General features: G+C 65.7%; 1 protein-coding gene and 1 pseudogene. Both read left to right on the top strand.

The window, feature by feature from the left end; all coding sequences use genetic code 11:
* Positions 1 to 52: 52 nt before the first annotated feature.
* Positions 53 to 7,690: pseudogene (locus tag K7431_RS27595) on the top strand (amino acid adenylation domain-containing protein); the annotation flags it as partial.
* Positions 7,687 to 18,871: non-ribosomal peptide synthetase (locus K7431_RS27590; RefSeq protein ID WP_224316756.1), on the top strand; the 11,185-nt coding region annotated here is incomplete at its 3' end. The pseudogene K7431_RS27595 and the gene K7431_RS27590, both read left to right, overlap by 4 nt.

Below are 18,871 nucleotides of genomic sequence, written 5' to 3'. Positions count from 1 at the left end.
TGGAAAACGGGAAAGGTTCCGTCCAGGACGCTACTTGTGTATAAGAGTCAGGCCCAAAGGCGTGCAAGTGCCGCACCGCGCCATCTCGCGACTGGTGCTCAATAACGGCTATGCCGAGTTCAACGCGCGGGACCGCGTGGCGTTCGCCTCCAACCCGGCGTTCGACGCCAGCACCCTGGATGTGTGGGCGCCGTTGCTCAATGGCGGTTGCGTGGTGGTGGTCGAGCATGCGGTGCTGTTGTCCCAGGCCGCGTTCGCTGCGCTGTTGCAGGAGCAATCCGTCAGCGTGCTGTGGATGACCGCGGGGCTGTTCCACCAGTACGCCGATGCGCTGATGCCGGTCTTCCACCAGTTGCGCTACCTGATTGTCGGCGGTGACGTGCTCGACCCGCAGGTGATCGGCCGGGTGCTCGAACACGGCAAACCCCAGCACCTGCTCAACGGCTACGGGCCCACCGAAGCCACCACGTTTTCCACCACCTTTGAAATCACTCGGGTCGGCGAGGGCGGTATTCCCATCGGTAAGCCGATCGCGAATGCCCAGGCCTACGTGCTGGACGCGCGCCAGCAACCGGTGCCGCTGGGCGTGGTCGGCGAGCTGTACATCGGCGGTGCGGGCGTCGCCACGGGCTATTTGAACCAGCCGCAACTGACCGCCGAGAAATTCATCCCCAACCCGTTTGGCGACGGCGTGCTGTACCGCACCGGTGACCTGGCTTGCTGGCAGGCCGACGGCACCTTGCTGTACCAGGGGCGCAACGACCTGCAGGTGAAGATCCGTGGTTTCCGTATCGAGCCCGGCGAGATCGAAACCTGCCTGGCCAGTTTCCCTGGCGTGAAAGACACCGTGGTGCTGGCCCGTGAAGACGAACCGGGCGACAAACGCCTGGTCGCCTACTACACGGCCGGTGCAGCGCTGGAGATCGAAGCCCTGCGTGCGCATTTGCAGGGCCAGTTGCCGGACTACATGGTGCCGTCGGCGTATGTGTGGCTGGAGCTGTTGCCGCTCACCGCCAACGGCAAACTCGACCGCAAGGGTCTGCCGGTGCCGGACCAGAGCGCGCTGTTAAGTCGCGGTTTTGAAGCCCCGGAAGGCGAAGTAGAAACCCAACTGGCGCAGATCTGGCAGGACGTGCTCAAGCTGGAGCGGGTCGGGCGTCACGATCATTTCTTCGAACTGGGCGGGCATTCGTTGCTGGCGGTCAGCCTGATCGAGCGCATGCGCCAGGTCGGCCTGAGCTGTGACGTACGCGTTTTGTTCAACCAGCCAAGCCTGGCGGCGCTGGCCGCTGCAGTGGGCAGCGGCCGGGAAGTCGTGGTGCCGGCCAATGGTATTCCGCTGGGTTGCACGCAGATCACCCCGTCGATGCTGACGTTGGTGCAGCTCGACCCAGCGGCCATCGAGCGTATTGTCGCGAACGTGCCGGGTGGTGCGGCGAATGTGCAGGACATCTACCCACTGGCGCCGTTGCAGGAAGGCATTCTTTACCACCACATCAGCGCCGAGCAGGGCGATCCGTACCTGCTGCAATCGCGCATGGCGTTCGACAGCCTGGAGCGTCTGCATGGGTTCATGGGCGCGCTGCAACAGGTGGTGGCTCGCCACGACATCCTGCGTACCGGCGTGGTCTGGGAAGGCCTGGACAGCCCGGTGCAAGTGGTGTGGCGCGGTGCGCAGTTGAGGGTTCAGGAGGTTGCCCTGGACCCGGCGGACGGCGGCATCATCGAGCAGCTGCACGCACGCTTCGACGCTCGCCACTACCGTCTGGATATCACCCAGGCGCCGTTGCTGCGCATGGTGTATGCCCAGGATCCGCAGCACAACCGGGTCGCCGCGATCCTGCTGTTCCACCACTTGGCGCTGGACCACACCGCCATGGCCGTGGTGGGCCAGGAGATGCGTGCGTTCATGTTCAACCAGGCCCAGGACTTGCCCGTGGCAGCGCCGTTCCGCAACTACGTGGCCCAGGCGCGCCTGGGCGTCAGCGTGGAGGAGCACGAGGCGTTCTTCCGCGACATGCTCGCCGACGTGGAGGAACCGACCTTGCCGTTTGGTGTGCAGGACGTGCAGGGCGATGGGCGTGATATCGAAGAGGCCGAACAGCCGGTGGACGCCACGCTGGCTCGGCGGGTGCGCGAGCAGGCGCGGCAGTTGGGGGTCAGCGCGGCGAGCCTGATGCACCTGGCCTGGGCACAGGTGCTGGGGCTGGTGTCCGGGCGTGACGACGTGGTGTTCGGCACCGTGTTGATGGGCCGCATGCAGGCCGGTGACGGTGCGGACCGCGCGCTGGGCATGTTCATCAACACCCTGCCGCTGCGCGTCGACGTGGCGGCGACTGCCGCTGCTGCGGTCAAGGCGACTCATGGGCGCTTGAGCGCCTTGCTCGGCCATGAGCACGCGTCCCTGGCGCTGGCCCAGCGTTGCAGCGGCGTGGCGAACGCATCGCCGTTGTTCAGTGCGTTGCTTAACTACCGTCACAGCAGCCCCGACGAAATGGCCCGCGATGGCCATGGCATCTGGGAAGGTGTGCAATTGCTCGGCGGTGAAGAGCGCAGCAACTACCCGTTGACCTTGAGCGTGGACGACTTGGGTGAGGGCTTCGGCCTGACCGTGTTGGCGCTGCCGCAGATCGGCGCCCAGCGCCTGTGCGCCTACATGCACAACGCCGTGGAGCAGTTGGTGGCCGCCTTGGAAAGTGCACCGCAGACCGCGCTCAACCAACTGCCGATGCTGGCGGCGACGGAACGCGAAACCCTGCTGCGCGACTTCAACGCTACCGTCCATGATTTCCCGCAGGGGCAGACCGTCCACGGCGCCTTTGAGGTCCAGGCCGAACGCCAACCCCAGGCCGTCGCGGTGCTGCAAGGCGGTGAGGCGTTGACCTATGAACAACTCAACCAGCGCGCCAACCAACTGGCCCATCACTTGCTGGCACTCGGTGTACAGCCCGACGACCGTGTCGCGCTCTGCTGCCGTCGCGGCCCGCAGATGCTGGTGGGCTTGCTGGGCATCCTCAAGGCCGGTGCCGGTTACGTGCCCATCGACCCGGCGTATCCCGCCGAGCGCATCGCCTACCTGCTGCACGACAGCGCACCCGTGGTGGCGGTGGCCGAAGCCAGTACTCGCGCGTTATTGGGCGAGGTCGCCAGCGTAGACCTGCATGACCCACGCTTGCAGCACCTCGCCGTCACCAACCCACCACTCGACACGCTGACCCCGGCGCACCTGGCCTACGTGATCTACACCTCCGGTTCCACCGGCCAGCCCAAGGGCGTCATGGTGGAACACCGTACCGTGGAAAACCTCGTGAATTGGCACTGCGAAGCCTTTGGCCTGGGTGCCACGGGCCACACCAGCAGCGTCGCCGGGTTCGGTTTTGATGCGATGGCCTGGGAGGTGTGGCCGGCACTGTGCGTGGGGGCCACCTTGCACCTGCCGCCGGCCAACGTCGGCAATGAAAACATCGATGAGCTGCTGGCCTGGTGGCTGGCGCAGCCGCTGGACGTCAGCTTCCTGCCGACGCCGGTGGCCGAATACGCCTTCAGCCAGCAGCTGCAACACCCTACGTTGCGCATCCTGCTGATCGGTGGCGATCGCCTGCGTCAGTTCACTCACGAGCGGCGCTTTGCGGTGATCAACAACTACGGTCCCACCGAGGCCACCGTGGTTGCCACCTCCGGCCGCGTGCGCGCCGGGCAGGTGTTGCATATCGGTCGGCCGATCGCCAATGCCAGCGTCTACTTGCTGGACGCGCAATTGCGCCCGGTGCCGGTGGGGGTGACGGGCGAGCTGTATGTGGGCGGCAGCGGTGTGGCGCGGGGTTACCTGAACCGGCCGGACCTGACTGCCGAGCGCTTCCTGCAAGACCCGTTCAACGCCGGGCGCATGTACCGTACCGGCGACCTGGCGCGCTGGCTGCCCGATGGCAACATCGAGTACCTGGGGCGTAACGATGACCAGGTCAAACTGCGCGGCGTACGAGTGGAACTGGGGGAAATCGAAAGCCGCCTGGCCGCCCTGGACGGCGTCGGCGAAGCGGTGGTACTGGTGCGCGAAGGTCGCTTGATTGCCTGGTTCACCGCACAGCAACCGCTGGACATCGACACCCTGCGCACGCAGCTGCAAGCCCAATTGCCCGATGCCCTGGTCCCGGTCGCCTATGTGAAGCTGCACGCATTACCGCTGACCGCCAACGGCAAGCTCGACCGCAAGGCGCTGCCGGAACCCGATCACGCCGCGCTGCTGACCCGTGTATACGAAGCGCCCCAAGGCGAAGTTGAAACCACCTTGGCGCGCATCTGGGCCGAGGTCTTGCACGTCGAACAGGTCGGGCGCCATGACCACTTCTTCGAGCTGGGCGGCCATTCGTTGCTGGCCGTCAGCCTGATCGAACGCATGCGCCAGGTCGGCCTGAGTGCCGATGTGCGCGTGCTGTTCAGCCAGCCGACCCTGGCCGCACTGGCCGCCGCCGTCGGCAGTGGCCGCGAAGTGCAGGTGCCGGTTAATCGCATTCCCGCCGACTGCCGGCGCATTACGCCGGACCTGCTGACCTTGGTGGAGCTCGACCAGGCAACGATCGACCAAGTGGTTGCGCAAGTACCCGGCGGCACGGCCAATGTGCAGGACATCTACCCGCTGGCGCCGTTGCAAGAGGGCATTCTTTACCATTACATCACCGCTGAGCAGGGCGACCCGTACCTGCTGCAAACGCACCTGGCGTTTGACAGCCTCGAACGTCTCAACGCCTTCACCCAAGCGTTGCAACAGGTGATCGATCGTCACGATATCCTGCGCACCGGCGTGGTCTGGGAGGGCTTGGCGCAACCGCTGCAAGTGGTGTGGCGCACCGCCGAACTGCAGGTGCAGGCGCTGCACCTGCAAGGCGATGTACTGGCCGGCCTGCACGAACGTTTCGATGCACGACGCTATCGCCTGGACATCAGCCAGGCCCCGCTGATCCGCCTGATGTATGCCCAGGATCCCGCCCATCAACGGGTGGTCGCGGTATTGCTGTACCACCACATCGTCCTCGACCACACCGCGTTTGACGTCGTGCTGCGGGAAATGCAGGGCTTCCTGCTCGGCCGGCAAGTGCCAGCGGCTGCACCGATGCCGTACCGCAACTACGTGGCTCAGGCGCGGTTGGGCGTGAGCGAACAGGAGCACGAAGGCTTTTTCCGCGCAATGCTCGGCGATATCGACGAGCCGACCTTACCCTTCGGCTGGCAGGACGTCCGCGGCGACGGCAGCGCCATCGAGGAGCACAGCCTGCGCCTGCACAGCGACCTCAACCGCCGCTTGCGGGCCCAGGCCCGGCTGATGGGGGTGAGCACGGCGAGCCTGTTTCACTTGGCGTGGGGCCAGGTGCTGGCGGCGACATCGGGCCGCCACAGCGTGGTGTTCGGTACCGTATTAGTCGGACGCCTGCAAGGCGGCGAGGGCGCAGACCGCGCCCTTGGGGTATTTATCAACACCTTGCCGCTGCGCCTGGACATCGACGGTCAAGGCGCACGTGCCGCCGTACGGGCGACCCACGAACGGCTCAGCGCCTTGCTCGGCCATGAACACGCGTCCCTGGCGCTCGCCCAGCGTTGCAGTGGGGTCGCTGCCCCGGCCCCGCTGTTCAGCTCAATGCTTAATTACCGTCACCGTGGCGCGGCCACCCGCTCGCAAGAGGCGCAGCAGGCCTGGGAAGGCATGCAGACCCTGGTCAACGACGGACGTACCAACTACCCGTTGACCTTGAACGTGGACGATTTGGGCGATGGCTATGACATCACCGCCCTGGCACGCGTCGATGCGCAACGCGTGTGCGATTACCTGCAGACCGCGCTGTCGGGCCTGGTCGAGGCGTTGGAGCACGCGCCGCAACACGCGCTCGATCGTTTGCCGATCCTGGGCGCCGAAGAGCGCAATAAGCTGCTGGTCGAATTCAACTCAACCGAGGTGCCGTACGATCTCGATCAGACCCTGCAGGGGCTGTTCGAAGCCCAGGCCGAGCGCACGCCGGAGGCGGTGGCGGTGATTGCCGCAGAGCAACGGCTGACCTACCAGGCACTCAACGAACGCGCCAATCGCCTGGCCCATCATCTGCGTGAGCGCGGCGTACTGCCGGATACACGGGTGGGGATCTGCCTCGAGCGTGGCCTGGACATGGTGGTCGGCCTGTTCGCCATCCTCAAGGCCGGCGGCGCCTACGTGCCGCTGGACCCGGCCTACCCCCAGGAGCGCATCGCCTACATGCTGCAGGACAGCGCGCCGGTGGTGGTCCTCGCGCAAGCAACCACCCACGCGCTGCTGGGCGACGTGCCGGTGATCGAGCTTGATCACGTCACGTGGCAGCACCAGCCCGCGACCAACCCCCAGGTCCCGGGCCTGACCGCTCGCCACGCCGCCTACGTGATCTACACCTCCGGCTCCACCGGCGAGCCCAAGGGGGTGATCAACGAGCACGCCGGGGTGGTCAACCGCTTGCTCTGGATGCAGGACGCCTACGGGCTCAACGCTGAGGATGCGGTGCTGCAGAAAACCCCGTTCAGTTTCGACGTGTCGGTGTGGGAATTCTTCTGGCCACTATTCACCGGTGCGCGCCTGGTGATGGCGCGTCCGGGCGGGCACAAGGACCCGGCCTATCTGTGCGAAGTGATCGAGGCGCAGCGGATCACCACCTTGCACTTCGTGCCGTCGATGCTCGACGTATTCCTCGCCCATGGCGATGTGAGCCAGGCCGAAGGGTTAGTCCGTGTGATGTGCAGCGGCGAAGCCCTGCCGGGCAGCCTGGTGCGGCGCTTCAAGCAGCAATTGCCGGGCATCGGCCTGTACAACTTGTATGGCCCCACCGAAGCGGCGGTGGACGTGACCGCCTGGAACTGTGCGCGGCCCGAGGTGCCGGACAACACACCGATTGGCAAACCCATCGCCAATACCCGCATGTACGTACTGGATGCACAGTTGCAACCGGTGCCATTGGGCGTGGTGGGCGAGTTGTTTATCGGCGGGGTGCAGGTGGCGCGGGGTTACTTGAACCGTGCGCAACTGACGGCCGAGCGTTTCCTCAAGGACCCGTTCACCGGCGGGCGCCTGTACCGCACAGGGGACGTGGGCCGTTACCTGCCCGATGGCAATATCGAGTACCTGGGGCGTAACGACGACCAGGTAAAAATCCGTGGCCTGCGTATCGAACTGGGGGAAATCCAGGCGCGCTTGAGCGAACACGCATCGGTCAAGGACGCCGTGGTGGTGGCCCGCGACGAGCGCCTGGTCGCCTACTACACCGGCGAGCACACGCCCGTCGAAAGCCTGCGTGCCCAGCTGCTACTGCACCTGCCGGACTTTATGGTGCCCGCGCTGTTCGTGCACCTCGACGCGCTGCCCTTGAGCCCCAACGGCAAACTCGACCGCAAGGCCCTGCCGGCACCGGGCATGGACGCACGGCGGGTACGCGCGTTCGAAGCCCCCGAAGGGGACACCGAAATCCTGCTGGCCCGGCTCTGGGCTGAACTGCTCAACGTGGAGCGGGTAGGGCGGCATGACAATTTCTTTGAACTGGGTGGGCACTCGCTGCTCGCCGTCAGCCTGATCGGGCGCTTGCGCCAGGAAGGCATGGAAGCCGACGTGCGCGCGTTGTTCGAACAGCCGACCCTGGCTGGCTACGCCGCATTGACTGAACGAATGGAGATCGTCCTGTGAGCATCAACCAACTGCTGGCGACGCTAAAGACCAAGGACATCCAGCTGGCGCTCAAGGGCGAACAGCTATCGGTGCAGGGCAACAAGCAAGCCTTGAGCGACCCGGCAATCCTCGCCGCCTTGCGCGAGCACAAACCGGCGTTGATCGAACTGATCAAGGCCGGTGAATACTCGGCGACGAAGGCGGGCGTGGTCGACGTGCCCGCCAATGGCATCCCGGCGGACGCCGAACGCATCCTGCCGGCGATGTTGACGTTGTCGACACTGAGCCAGGACGAAATCGACCGTATCGTCGCCAGCGTCGACGGTGGCGTGGCGAATATCCAGGACATCTACCCGCTGGCGCCGTTGCAGGAAGGCATTCTGTTCCACCACGTCAGTGCCGAGCGGGGCGACCCGTACGTGATGCAATCGCAATTTTCCTTCGACAGCCTGGAACGTTTCGAGGCGTTTGCCCAGGCGCTGCAAGCGGTGATGGACCGTCACGACATCCTGCGCACAGGGGTGGTCTGGGAGGGTGTGCAGCAACCGTCGCAAGTGGTGTGGCGCCGCGCGCGCCTGCCGGTGCAGGCCTTGGCGCTGGACCCGGCCGACGGCGACATCGCCACGCAACTGCACGCCCTGTTCGATGCTCGCCACTATCGCCTTGACGTGTCCCAGGCGCCGCTGCTGCGTCTGGTGCGGGCCGAAGACGTGGCCAATCAACGTATCGTTGCCAGCCTGCTGTTCCACCATATGGCCCTTGATCACAGCGCCCTGGAAGTGGTGTGCCACGAGCTGCAGGCCTACTTGTTGGGGCAGGGCGCGGCGTTGGGCCAGGCCGTTCCGTTTCGCAATTATGTGGCTCAGGCGCGGTTGGGGATCAGCGAGCAGGAACACGAACACTTCTTCCGCCAGATGCTCGGCGACATCAGCGAACCCACCTTGCCGTTTGGCTTGAGCGATGTGCAGGGCGATGCGCGGGGCATTACCGAGGTACACCTGGCGCTGCCGGCGGTGCTGTCGCAACGGCTGCGAGCACAGGCACGGCAACTGGGGGTCAGCGCAGCCAGCCTGTTCCATTTGGGGTGGGCGCAGGTGCTGGGGGTGTTGGCCGGCAAGGAACAGGTGGTGTTCGGCACGGTGTTGATGGGCCGCATGCAGGGCAGTCATGACACAGACCGGGCGCTGGGTATCTTCATCAACACCTTGCCGTTTCGCGTGGACGTGGGCAGCGAGGACGTGCGCGCCGGGGTCAAGGCGACTCATGCGCGGCTGACGACGTTGCTGCGGCATGAACACGCACCGTTGGCGCTGGCCCAGCGGTGCAGTGGCGTGGTGGCGCCGACGCCGTTGTTCAGCGCCTTGCTCAATTATCGCCACAGTGCCTCGGCCGCCAGTGACGAAGCGATCTCGGCCTGGCAGGGGATCGCTGCGCTGAGCGCAGAGGAACGTACCAACTACCCCTTGACCCTGAGTGTCGACGACCTTGGCGATGACTTTGCCCTGAGCCTGCTGGCCAGCAACCTGGTCGATCCGCAGCGCGTGTGTGCCTACGTGCAAACCGCCTTGGAGAACCTGCTGACCGCGCTGGAGCAGGCGCCAGGCACTGCGCTCAACCAAGTGTCAGTGCTTCCGTTCGCCGAGCAGCAGTGGTTGTTGGAACACTTCAACACCACCCACACGGATTTCCCCCAAGGCACCACGCTGCACGGGCGCATCGAAGCCCAGGCCGCGCTGACGCCTGATGCGATTGCCGCCGTGTATCAAGGCCGCCAGCAGACGTATGCCGAACTCAACCAGCAAGCCAACCTGCTGGCCCATCACTTGCTGGCGCTGGGGGTCATGCCCGACGACCGCGTTGCCATCGTTGCCCGCCGTGGCCTGGACACCCTGGCCGGCCTGTTGGCGATTCTCAAGGCCGGCGCCTGCTATGTGCCGGTGGACCCGTCGCACCCGGCCGAGCGCCTCAACTACCTGCTCAGCGACAGCGCCCCGGTGGCGGTGTTGACCCAGCAGGCCTTGCTGGAACGCCTGCCGGCCCTGGATGTGCCGGTGATCAACCTCGATCGCTACACCTGGCAGCACCATTCGGCGAGCAACCCCAAGGTGGCGGTCACGCCGTCCAACCTCGCTTATGTGATTTACACCTCCGGCTCCACCGGCCTGCCCAAGGGCGTGATGGTGGAGCACCACACCGTCGCCAATCTGGTGGACTGGCATTGCAACGCCTTTGACCTGTGCGCCGGGCGCCACACTGCCAGTGTTGCCGGGTTCGGCTTTGACGCGATGGCCTGGGAAGTCTGGCCGGCGCTCTGCGTTGGCGCGACCCTGCACCTGCCACCGGCCCATGACGGCGCCGAGGATGTCGACGCGCTGCTGGCCTGGTGGTGCGCGCAGCCCTTGGACGTGTGCTTCCTGCCCACGCCGGTGGCCGAGTACGCCTTCAGCCAGCAGATCGAGCACCCGACGCTGCGCACCCTGTTGATCGGCGGTGATCGCCTGCGCCAGTTCGGCCGGGCGCAGCGCTTTGACCTGATCAACAACTATGGCCCCACCGAAGCCACGGTGGTCGCCACCTCCGGCAAGGTCGAGGCCGGCCAGCCGTTGCACATCGGCAAACCCATCGCCAATGCCACGGTGTACCTGCTGGATGAGCAGCAACGGCCGGTGCCGCTGGGTGTGGCGGGGGAGTTGTACGTCGGCGGTAAAGGCGTGGCGCGCGGCTATCTGAACCGCCCGGAGCTGACCGCCGAACGCTTCCTGCACGACCCGTTCAACGCCGGGCGCATGTACCGCACCGGCGACCTGGCGCGCTGGCTGCCGGACGGCAATCTTGAGTACCTGGGCCGCAATGATGACCAGGTGAAGATCCGTGGCATGCGCATCGAACTGGGCGAAATCGAAGCCCAACTCAACCAGTTGGCGGGTATCCAGGAAGCCGTGGTGCTGGTGCGTGAAGAGCGGCTGGTGGCGTATTTCACCGAAAACCGCCAACTCGACCCGCTGGTGGTGGCCGAACTCCGCGCCCACCTGGTGGCGCATTTGCCGGACTACATGGTGCCGGTCGCCTACGTGAAGCTGGACGCGTTGCCCCTGACCGCCAACGGCAAGCTCGACCGCAAGGCCCTGCCGGCGCCGGACATGGCCGCCGTGTTTACCCGCGAGTACGTGGCCCCCGAAGGTGAAATCGAAAACGTGCTGGCGCAGATCTGGGCCGATGTGCTGCAAGTGGAGCGGGTGGGGCGTCGCGATCATTTCTTCGAGCTGGGCGGGCATTCCCTGCTGGCCATGCGCATGGTCTCGCAGATCCGCCAGCGCCTGGGCGTGGAGTTGCTGCTCGGCGACTTGTTTGCCAATGCCGAACTCGCGGCGGTCGCCGAGGTGTTGGCCCAGTCCGGTCGCAGCGCCTTGCCGGATATCCTCCCGGCCAATCGTGACGAAGACACGCCGCTGTCTTTCGCCCAGCAGCGCCTGTGGTTCCTGGCGCTGATGGAAGGCGCCAACACCGCCTACAACATTCCTATCGGCCTGCGTCTGCGTGGGCAGTTGCACGTGGAGGCGCTGCAACGCGCGCTGGCCCGCATCGTCGCGCGCCACGAAACCCTGCGCAGCCGCTTTGCCCAGCACGGCGATGACGCCCAGGTATTAATCGTACCCGCCGAAGACGTGCTGCCCCTGCAAGTGCAGGACCTGCGCCGCCACCCGCAACCCCAGCAGGCACTGGACGCGTTGATCCACGGCGAAGCCTCGGCACCCTTCGACCTGGAGCGCGGCCCGCTGCTGCGCGGGCGTTTGGTGGTCATGGCTGACGATCACCATGTGTTGCTGCTGACCCTGCACCACATCGTCTCCGATGGCTGGTCCATGGGCGTGCTCACCCGTGAACTGATGGCGCTGTACCAGGCGTTCAGCCACGGCCAGGCGGACCCATTGCCGCCGTTGCCGATCCAGTACGGCGACTTCGCCGTGTGGCAGCGCCTGTGGCTCAGCGGTGAAGTGCTGCACCGCCAGAGTACCTATTGGCAGCAGACGCTGGCGGGTGCGCCGACCTTGCTCACGTTGCCCACCGACCGCCCGCGTCCGGCAGAGCAGGACTACGCCGGCAGCAGCGTCGACGTGCGCCTGGACGAACGCCTCACCGCCGGGCTCAAGGCGTTGAGCCAACGTCACGGCACCACGCTGTACATGACCCTGATGAGCGCCTGGGCCTCGTTGCTCGCGCGGTTGTCCGGGCAGCAGGATGTGGTGATCGGCTCACCCGTGGCCAATCGCACGCGCAGCGAGGTGGAAGGGCTGATCGGCCTGTTCGTCAACACCCTGGCGGTGCGCATCGACACCTCCGGCGAGCCGAGCACCGAGGCGCTGCTGGCGCGGGTCAAGGCCCAGGCCCTGGCGGCGCAGGCCCACCAGGACCTGCCGTTCGAGCAAGTGGTGGAAGTTACCCGCCCGCCGCGCAGCCTGGCCCACAGCCCGCTGTTCCAGACCCTGCTGACCTGGCAGGACAGCAGCGCGCCGACCCTGGCCCTGGGCGACCTGGCTTTGGAAGGTATCGTCGAGAACAGCCACTTTGCCAAGTTCGACCTGTCCCTGGACCTGGGGGAAGTGCAGGGCACGATCATCGGTGCCTTGGAATACGCGGTAGCGCTGTTCGATGAGTCGACAGTGCAGCGGTATATCGGTTACTTCACCCGGGTGCTGCAGGCCATGGTCGATAACGACCAGGCGGTGCTGGAGCAGGTGCCGCTGGTGGACGAGCGGGAGCGTCAGCATCTGCTGTTCGACTTCAATGCCACCGATGTGGCGTACAACCTTGACCAGACCTTGCATGGCCTGTTCGAAGGGCAGGCGATGCGTACGCCGGATGCCGTGGCGGTCAAGGCCGGTGATCGGGTATTGACCTATGCCGAGCTGAATGCGCGGGCCAACCAGCTCGCTCACCACCTGTTGGCGCTTGGCGTACAGCCGGACTCACGGGTGGCGATCTGCGTCGAACGTGGCCTGGACATGGTCATCGGCCTGTACGCGATCCTCAAGGCCGGTGCCGCCTATGTGCCGCTGGACCCGGCGTATCCGCTGGAGCGTATCGCCTACATGCTGGAAGACAGCGCGCCTGTCACGGTGCTGGCCCAAGGCGCGACACGTGCACTGCTGGGGGACGTGGCGGTGGTCGACCTGGACCAGCCGACCTGGCAGCACCAACCCGTCGACAACCTGCGAGTGGCTGGCGTCAGTGCCTACGTGATCTACACCTCCGGCTCCACCGGCCAGCCCAAGGGCGTGATCAACGACCACCCCGGCGTGGTCAACCGCCTGCTGTGGATGCAGGACGCCTATGGCCTGCAAGCCCATGACCGGGTGCTGCAGAAAACCCCGTTCAGCTTCGATGTGTCGGTGTGGGAGTTCTTCTGGCCGCTGTTCACCGGCGCCTGCCTGGTGATGGCGCGCCCTGGCGGCCACAGAGACCCGGCCTATCTGTGCGAGGTGATTGCGGCTGAGCGGATCACCACGCTGCACTTCGTGCCGTCGATGCTGGATGTGTTCCTGGCCCATGGCGATGTGAGCCAGGCCGAAGGGTTAGTCCGCGTGATGTGCAGCGGCGAAGCCTTGCCCGGCAGCCTCGTGCGGCGCTTCAAGCAGCAGTTGCCAGGCAGCCAGTTGCATAACCTGTATGGCCCGACCGAAGCCGCCGTCGATGTGACGGCCTGGAACTGCGCCGGTGCGGTGACGCCGGACAACACACCGATTGGCAAACCGATCGCCAATACCCGTATGTACGTGTTGGATGCCCACCTGCAGCCGGTGCCATTGGGCGTGGTCGGCGAGTTGTTCATCGGCGGCGTACAAGTGGCGCGCGGCTACCTGAACCGGGCTGAATTGACCGCCGAGCGTTTCCTCAAGGACCCGTTCACCGATGGCCGCCTGTACCGCACCGGTGACGTCGGCCGCTACTTGGCGGATGGCACGCTGGAGTACCTGGGGCGCAATGACGATCAGGTGAAAATCCGTGGCCTGCGTATTGAATTGGGGGAGATCCAGGCACGCCTCACCGACTACCCACCGGTCAGCGAAGCCGCCGTGATCGCCCGCGACAATCGGCTGATTGCCTACTACACAGGTACTTTCAGCGACATCGACGCGTTGCGCGCTCACCTGCTGAACCATCTGCCGGAATTCATGGTGCCGGCCATTTTCGTGCATCTCGACGCCTTGCCGCTGAGCCCCAACGGCAAGCTCGACCGCAAGGCCCTGCCCGCGCCGGGCCTGGATTCAGTGGTGGCGCGTGAGTACGAAGCACCCCAGGGCGATACCGAAATTGCCTTGGCCAGCCTCTGGGCCGAACTGCTCAACGTTGAGCGCGTGGGCCGTCACGACAACTTCTTCGAGCTGGGCGGGCACTCGCTGCTCGCGGTCAGCCTGATGGGACGCATGCGCCGCCTCGGGTTGTCGGCGGATGTGAAGGTGTTGTTCGGTCAGCCCACGTTGTCGGCCTTGGCGGCGGCACTGGGCGGTGGTCGTGAAGTCGCGGTGCCGGACAATGGCATTGCGGCCGATTGCGCTTATATCACCCCGGACATGTTGCCGTTGATACCGCTGGATCAGCCGGCCATCGAGCGTATCGTCGCCTGCATCCCTGGCGGTGCGGCGAATGTGCAGGACATCTACCCGCTGGCGCCGTTGCAGGCCGGCATGCTCTATCACCATCGCGCGGTGCAGACCGGCGACGACTATGTGCTGCGGGCGCAGTTTGCGTTCGACAGCCCGCAGCGGATGCACGCGTTTGCCCTGGCCTTGCAGGCGGTGATCCAGCGTCACGACATCCTGCGTTCGTCGTTCCATTGGGACGGCCTGGAAGAGCCGGTGCAGGTGGTATGGCGCGAAGCCCCGCTGTGCGTCGAAAACGGGCCGGTGCCGGAACGGCTCGATGTGGCCCAGGCACCGCTGATGCGCCTGGTGTGCACCGAGGACACTGCCACGTTGCTGTTTCACCACTTGGTGATGGACCACGTCGCCCTGGAGATCCTGCAACACGAACTGCAGGCGTTCCTGTCGGGCACGCAGCACACGTTGGGCGCGGCTGTGCCGTACCGCAACTATGTGGCCCAGACCCGCGTGGGCGTTGACGATCACGAGGCGTTCTTTCGTGAGATGCTCGGCGAGATCGATGAACCGACACAAGTCGACAGCCTAGGCCGCACGGAGCAAGTGCAACGGGCCCTCGACCCGGCGTTGAGCCAACGCCTGCGTACTCAGGCGCGCCAGTCCGGGGTGAGCGCCGCCAGCCTGATGCACCTGGCCTGGGCCCAGGTGCTGGGCAAGGTCTCGGGCCGCGAGCAGGTGGTGTTCGGCACCGTGATGCTCGGCCGCCTGCAAGGCGGTGAAGGCGCCGAGCGCGCCATGGGCGTATTTATCAACACCCTGCCGCTGCGGGTCGACCTGGGCCAGCACTCGGTGCGCGACGCCTTGCGGGCCACTCACACGCGCCTGACCCACTTGCTCAGCCATGAGCAGGCGCCGTTGGCATTGGCCCAGCGCTGCAGTGGCGTGCCCGCAACGACGCCGCTGTTCAATACGCTGTTCAACTATCGCCACAGTGCGCCGCAAGCGGCAACCGAGGCGTTACAGGGTATCCAGTTGCTCAAGGCCGAGGAGCACAGCAACTACGGCCTGTCGTTGAGCGTGGATGATCTGGGTCAGGGGTTCTCCCTCAAGGCCGTGGGGCAGGGCGCCCGCCGTTTGTGCGATTACCTGCAGGTTGCCGTGGAGCAGGTGGTGCAGGCGTTGGAACAGGGCGGTACGACTGCCATCAGCCACGTGCCGATCCTGCCCGCCGCCGAACGCCAGCAGCTGCTGGATTTCAATGCCACCACGCGGCCCTTTCCGCGCGAGCACACGGTGCAACGCCTGTTCGAAGCCCAGGCCCAGGCCCGTCCTGCTGCGTTGGCGGCGCTGCAGGGCGAGCAGTCACACGGCGTCGTGACAATGAGTTACGGCGAACTCAACACGCGCGCCAATCGCCTGGCTCATCATCTGATGGGCCTTGGGGTGCGTCCCGCCGATCATGTGGCGATCCTGCTGCCGCGCTCGCTGGACCTGCTGGTCAGCCAGTTGGCCGTGCTCAAATGCGCTGCCGCGTATGTGCCGCTGGATATCAACGCCCCCGCCGAGCGCCAGGGCTTCATGCTGCAGGACAGTGGTGCGGCCTGGCTGCTGACCCGCAGCGACGCGTCCGTTGACTACCCGGCGCAGCGCCTGGACCTGGACACCCTGGTCCTCGATCCGCAACCGAGCCACAACCCGGACCTGTCGCAGTCCTCCGACAGCGTGGCGTACATCATGTACACCTCTGGCTCTACCGGCACGCCCAAAGGCGTATTGGTGCCCCATCGCGGCATCACGCGCCTGGTGCTCAACAACGGCTACGCCGACTTCAACGCCAGCGACCGCGTGGCCTTTGCCTCCAACCCGGCGTTCGACGCCAGCACCATGGACGTATGGGGGCCGTTGCTCAACGGCGGCCAGGTGCAGGTGATCGACCACGCCACCTTGCTCGATCCGACGGTCTTTGGGGCGGCCTTGGCGGACGTGACGGTGCTGTTTGTCACCACGGCGCTGTTCAACCAGTACGTGCAGCTGATTCCCCAGGCCCTGGCGGGCTTGCGCATCCTGCTGTGCGGCGGCGAGCGTGCCGACCCGGCGGCATTCCGCAGCCTGTTGGCGCGTGCACCGGCGTTGCGCCTGGTGCATTGCTACGGACCGACCGAAACCACCACTTACGCCACTGCCTACGAAGTCCGGTCGCTTGCGGAGGACGCCGACAGCGTGCCCATCGGTCGACCGATTTCCAATACACAGATCCATGTGCTGGATGCGCAGTTGCAGCCGGTGCCATTGGGCGTGACGGGTGAAATCTGCATCGGCGGGGATGGCGTGGCCAAGGGGTATTTGAATCGACCGGCGCTGACGGCTGAAAAGTTTGTGCGCGACCCATTCGACGCAGACGCCTTGATGTACCGCACCGGCGACCTCGGCCGCTGGACGGCGGGCGGCCTGCTGGAATGCATCGGGCGCAATGACGACCAAGTGAAAATCCGTGGTTTCCGCATTGAATTGGGCGAGATCGAAGCGCGCCTGGCGACCTTCGCGGGTATTCAGGATGTGGTGGTGCTGGCCCGCGAGGACGCGCCGGGAGACAAGCGCCTGGTGGCGTATTTCACCTGGGCCGATGAACCCGTCGCCATCGACAGCGTGCGCGCCTACCTGCAGGGCCAACTGCCGGAATACATGCTGCCGTCGGCCTTTGTGCCGCTGGCGCACCTGCCGTTGACGGCCAACGGCAAGGTCGACCGCAAAGCCTTGCCGGTGCCTGCCCTGGAAGCCTTGAACCGCCGCGATTTCGAGGCGCCAGCCGATGCACTGGAGCAGAGCCTGGCGGCGCTGTGGACCGAGGTGTTGAAGGTGGAGCAAGTCGGTCGTCATGACAGCTTCTTCGAGTTGGGCGGGCATTCATTGCTGGCGATCCGGCTGGTCAGCCTGATGGACGAAGCGGGGTTGGCGGTGTCGCTGGCCGAGCTGTTCCAGCACGCCAGCGTGGCCTCGGTGGCCGCGATGCTGCGCCAGCGTACGGATGCGCCGGTGCGCGACACCTCGGTGATCACGGTGCGCAGCAGCGGGACGCAAGCGCCGTTGTTCCTGGTCCATGAGTTCAGTGGCATGGACGTGTATTTCCCGGCGCTGGGCCAGCATCTGCCCGGTGACTATCCGATTTACGGGCTGCCGGGCTTAGCGCTGGGCGAGCCGCACCTGAACACCATGGAAGGCCTGGCGGCGCGGCTGGTCGGGTTGATTCGCGGCATTCAACCCCATGGGCCTTACCGGGTCGCCGGCTGGTCGTTCGGCGGGGTGCTGGCCTATGAAGTGGCAATGCAACTATTGGGGCTGGATGAACCGGTGGCATTCCTCGGTTTGATCGACAGCTACGTGCCGCGCATGACCGACCAGGGCAAGGCGCGCTGGAGCGGGCCGGACGCGCTTAAGCGGCACTTGTTGTTGCAGTGCACGGCGTATTGGAAAGCACAGGGAGGTGTGGATGAACTGGCGAGCCTTGGGCAATTGGAGTCGCAGATTGGACAGCTGGACTTTGCGGGCCTGCTGCAACGCTGTCGCGATCAAGGTCTGCTATACGCGCAAATGGCGGCGGCTGCGGACGCGGACCTCTTGAGCTTTATCGAACGGGAAGTCGGGCACGGGCATGCGCTGGCGCACTACAGCGTGTTCCCGTTGCCGGTTGCGGTGCATCTGTTCAGCGCGAGTGAGCGTCCGACCGAGTTGTCACGACGCAGTGATTCTCTGGGTTGGGTCGATGCCTTGGCGCCAGGGCAATTGCGCCAGGTGGAGGTGCCGGGAGATCACCAGAGCATGATGCAGGCGCCGCATATCCAGGCGCTGGGGCAGGCGCTGACCGAGGCCTTGGCGACGAGTGCGCCGGTGGTTCAGGCGCAGCATCAACCGTTGCTGCGAATTCAGAGTGGCCGGGCGGGGTATGCGCCGGTGTTCTGCGTGCCGGGGGCCGGAGATAGCGTCACCGGGTTTGTGGGCCTGGGCGAAGCGCTGGGGCGCGACTGGCCGCTGTTCGGCTTGCAGCCGCGCGGATTGGAGGGTGAGGCGGTGCCCCATAGCCAGGTGGAAGCGGCGGCGCGGTGTTACTTGGCGGCGCTGGAACAGGCGTGTCCGCAGGGACCGGTGCATTTGGTCGGGCACTCGTTTGGTGGCTGGGTCGCGCTGGAGATGGCGTTGCGGTTGCAGGCGGCCGGGCGGGAGGTGGCATCGTTGACGGTGATCGACAGTGAGTCGCCTGGGGGCGCCGCGAAGGTTTACACCACCACGGCGGCGTTGATGCGCTTGATTGAGGCGATGCAGTTGTCGGCCGGGAAATCGCTGGGGATTGATCGGGTCGACTTTGCCGGGTGTGATGAGGTGACGCAGCGCCAGCGGCTACACGCAGGGATGGTCGGCGTTGGGTTGTTGCCGGGGCGCGCGGCGGTGGATGCGATGGATGGGCCGGGGCGGACGTATGCGGCGGCTTTGCGCACGGCGTATCGGCCTGTTCAGCGTTTTAACGGGGTGGTGCGGTTGGTATTGGCTGAAGACCCAGCGCTGGATGCGGCGGGGAATCAGCGGGAGCAGGGGGGGATGATTGAGG

The organism is Pseudomonas fluorescens group sp., assembly GCF_020093335.1.
In the GTDB taxonomy this organism is placed as follows: Bacteria; Pseudomonadota; Gammaproteobacteria; order Pseudomonadales; family Pseudomonadaceae; genus Aquipseudomonas; species Aquipseudomonas petroselini.
This window is presented reverse-complemented; position numbering and strand designations above follow the sequence as displayed.